Origin of the sequence: Wolbachia endosymbiont of Cardiocondyla obscurior (assembly GCF_902713635.1) — a bacterium.
Lineage (GTDB): Bacteria > Pseudomonadota > Alphaproteobacteria > Rickettsiales > Anaplasmataceae > Wolbachia > Wolbachia pipientis.
Window position 1 is genome coordinate 1 of the sequence record NZ_CACTIU010000088.1, and the last position, 3,777, is coordinate 3,777.

The window sequence follows — 3,777 nt, forward strand, 5'->3', positions numbered from 1 at the left end:
GCGAAAGCAAATACAATAGCTTCAGTTTCATGATAAGGGGGCTGGCGGAGTTTGTCAAGCAAGTTTTTTCGTTTCTACTGAATGACAGTTGTGGCTTGGGAGGTAGTGCAAGAAGTCTATTGTATTACTGAATTATTAATAATTCAGTAATAGTGCCTGCTATGTAGCTAAAATTTTCCTTTAACTTAAGCTATATGTAGCTAAAATAACTTGGGTTTACCGACGATTTGACAAACGACAAATTCGTCATCCCGCTACTTGTTAGCGGGATCTAGAGATATCGCAGCGGTATGACCCTGACTTGCATTAGCTATGTATAATAAAGGGAATCTATGACAAAAGAATCATTGGTAAAAACTGATATAGTGAAAGTTGAAGACAAAAAGGCGGTAAGAAGCTTTTTTAAAATACTAGGTGGAGTGGCAGATGCTGTAAGATCGTGGATTGGTAACATCAGTCCTGATTTAAGCAACAGTCGCGATATCGATAGTTTAGTCTTGAAGATGAACGAGTGCTTAAATCCAAAGGGAGGGGAGGTTTCAGCACGTAAAAACGCTGTATCTCTTGGTAACTTGTACTTAAGCTTATCAGAGAAAGGTAAAATAAAATTTCTACAAACCCTGGCAGAAAAATTTAATCCGAATAAAGCGGAAATAGATGAGAAAATTAGAGAGTATAAGAAAAACCAAGATCCCGAGTTAAACTATAAATTTGAACAGGATTTAATAAAAATTCTTGAATCACCGCGTTCTAAAATATTAAAGCAATTTATTTCTTTACCAGAAGGCCTTAAGTTTATTGTTGATATGCGTTCTGATGTGCTTAAGCTAAAGAACCAATATAGAAGCTTGAATCCACTAGAAAGCGAATTAAAAAATATACTCTATACTTGGGTTGATGTTGATCTACTTGATCTTCGTCAAATCACCTGGGATTCACCTGCATCATTGTTAGAAAAACTTATAAAATATGAGGCTGTGCATAAAATTTCCTCTTGGGGCGACCTAAAAAACAGACTAGATTCTGATCGTCTCTGTTTTGCTTTTTTTCATTACAAGATACCAAACGAACCTCTAATTTTTGTAGAGGTTGCATTGGTGGATAAGATTGCAGATAGCATTCAACACCTTTTAGATGAGTCAGTACCTTCAAATGATCCGAGTAATGCAAGCACTGCTATATTCTATTCAATATCAAACACTCAAGCAGGGTTATCTGGAATCAGCCTTGGTAATTTTTTGATCAAAAGGGTTGTAGAAAAGCTATCACAGGAGTTTAAAAGTATAAAAACATATGCAACTCTTTCTCCAATACCTGGCTTTACGAAATGGCTAAAAAACAATCTAAACCAAGATGTCACTTTATTGGGCAAACTAAATATAAAACAATCTAGTGCAGAAATTTTAGAAAGTGCAGAGCAATTAAAAACTAATGTTGAATGTACAAATGAAACTAAACAATACATGCTTAAACTATGTGCATATTATTTACTAAAAGTGAATAATAGTAATGGAAATACTTATGACCCGGTGGCGCATTTTCATTTAAGCAATGGCGCATCAATAAAACAATTAAACTGGATGGCGGATACTTCTGAAAAGGGTATTAGTCAGTCAGCTGGAATGATGGTAAATTATCTGTATGAGTTGCCTAAAATAGATAATAATCATGAGAATTATATGATTAATAAAGTGATTTCCTGCTCGAAAAAAGTGTCGTCTATGTTGAAGGAGTAAATAGTCTCTTAATAAAGGATTGCCCTCACAACACTTAAAATGTAAAATGGTTCTACTTAAATAAAATAGCCATAAATGAACAACATAAGAAATTTTGCAATAATAGCGCATATAGACCACGGTAAGTCAACGCTTGCTGACCGTTTAATAGAGGAATGTAACGGCCTTGAAGCAAGAGAAATGATCAATCAAATACTCGATTCAATGGATATAGAACGCGAACGTGGGATTACAATTAAGGCACAGACAGTAAAACTCAATTATACGGCAAATGACGGTAATCAATATTGCCTAAATCTCATGGACACCCCAGGTCACGTTGACTTTTCTTACGAGGTAAGCCGAAGCTTAGCCGCATGTGAAGGTTCACTTTTAGTGGTAGATAGTAGCCAGGGCGTTGAAGCACAAACCCTTGCAAATGTATATAAAGCTATTGACAACAACCATGAAATAATAGTTGTGCTCAATAAAGTTGATCTTCCTGCTGCAGATCCAGAAAAGGTAAAACTCCAGGTTGAGGAAGTAATTGGCATTGACGCAAGTGAGTCAGTTTTAATATCAGCAAAAACTGGACTTGGAATAAAAGATGTACTGGAAGCAATAGTAGCAAAACTTCCAGCTCCTCAAGGTGATGTAAATGCTCCATTGCAAGCAATTTTGGTTGATAGTTGGTATGACACTTACTTAGGAGTAGTAATTTTAGTGCGAGTTAAAAATGGAGTGCTAAAAAAAGGCATGAGAATTGTTATGATGTCTAATAATGCTACATATCAAGTGGACAATATTGGTATTTTCACCCCTAAAAAAGTTATGACGAGTGAGCTTTCAGCGGGTGAAGTTGGTTTTATAACTGCTTCAATGAAGGAAGTAGCAGACTGCAAGGTAGGAGACACTATCACTGAGGAAAAGAGACCTTGTAGTGAAGCACTTCCTGGATTTAAAGAAGTGCATCCTGTGGTATTTTGTAGCATTTTTCCTCATAAAACGGATGATTTTAAATATCTAAGAGAAGCTCTAGAAAAGTTACATTTAAATGATGCAAGTTTTACCTTCGAAGCTGAAACTTCAAATGCACTAGGCTATGGATTTCGTTGTGGTTTTTTGGGAATGTTGCATCTTGAAGTTATTCAAGAAAGGCTCGAGAGAGAATTTGATTTAGACCTAACAGCAACTGCACCGAGTGTTATATATAGGGTTACAACACGAAGTGGTGAAGTTTTGAATATTCATAACCCAAGTGATATGCCAGATCCAACGAAAATTGAAATTGTGGAAGAACCATGGATTACCGCAACCATAATGGTCCCTGACCAATACTTGGGAGAGATTCTATCTCTATGTGAAGAAAGGAGGGGAGAACAGGAGGATTTATCTTACATTGGTAACACAACAACAGCATTGTTAAGATATAAATTACCACTGTCTGAAGTTGTTTTTGACTTTTATGATCGATTAAAATCAATTTCCAAAGGATATGCAAGTTTGGATTGGGAAATTTCCAGCTATCTGGTAAGCCAAATAGATAAATTAAGCTTTTTAATTAATGGAGAGCCCGTAGATGCACTGGCTTGTATCGTTCACAAAAGTAGGGCAGAAAAAAGAGGGCGTGAAATATGCGCACGCTTGAAGGATCTAATACCACGTCAGCAATATAAAATCGCGATTCAAGCGGCAGTGGGCGGAAAAATTATTGCCAGAGAAACGATTAACCCATACAGAAAAGATGTAACAGCTAAACTCTATGGTGGAGATGTAACGCGAAGAATGAAACTACTTGAAAAGCAAAAGAAGGGTAAAAAAAGGTTACATTCTATAGGGAACGTAAATATTCCACAGAATGCTTTTATTCAAGCCTTGAAGATAAGTGATTGATCTTAAAAGACTTCTTGTATAGTTTTTGGCAACAACCGTTAGAAACGAAAAAACTTACTTGACAAACTCTGCCAGCCCCCTTATCATGAAAGTGAAGCTATTTATTTATCTTCTCTGTACAGATTAAATGACAAAAAAACTCACGTATCTGGCGTCTCATGTTTAATTT

Annotated in this window: 2 protein-coding genes; both read left to right on the forward strand. The window is 36.1% G+C overall.

Features of this window, described 5'->3' with window-relative positions; translation table 11 throughout:
- Nucleotides 1-332 precede the first annotated feature (332 nt).
- On the forward strand, nucleotides 333-1,736 hold the full coding sequence (locus tag WOCAOBSORBRA_RS05705) for a malonyl-CoA decarboxylase (protein ID WP_174516124.1): 1,404 nt from the start codon (nucleotides 333-335) through the stop codon (nucleotides 1,734-1,736).
- A gap of 75 nt (nucleotides 1,737-1,811) precedes the next feature.
- Entirely contained in the window at nucleotides 1,812-3,608 is a 1,797-nt protein-coding gene (gene lepA, locus WOCAOBSORBRA_RS05710; RefSeq protein WP_174516125.1) for a translation elongation factor 4, read from the forward strand.
- Nucleotides 3,609-3,777: the final 169 nt, after the last annotated feature.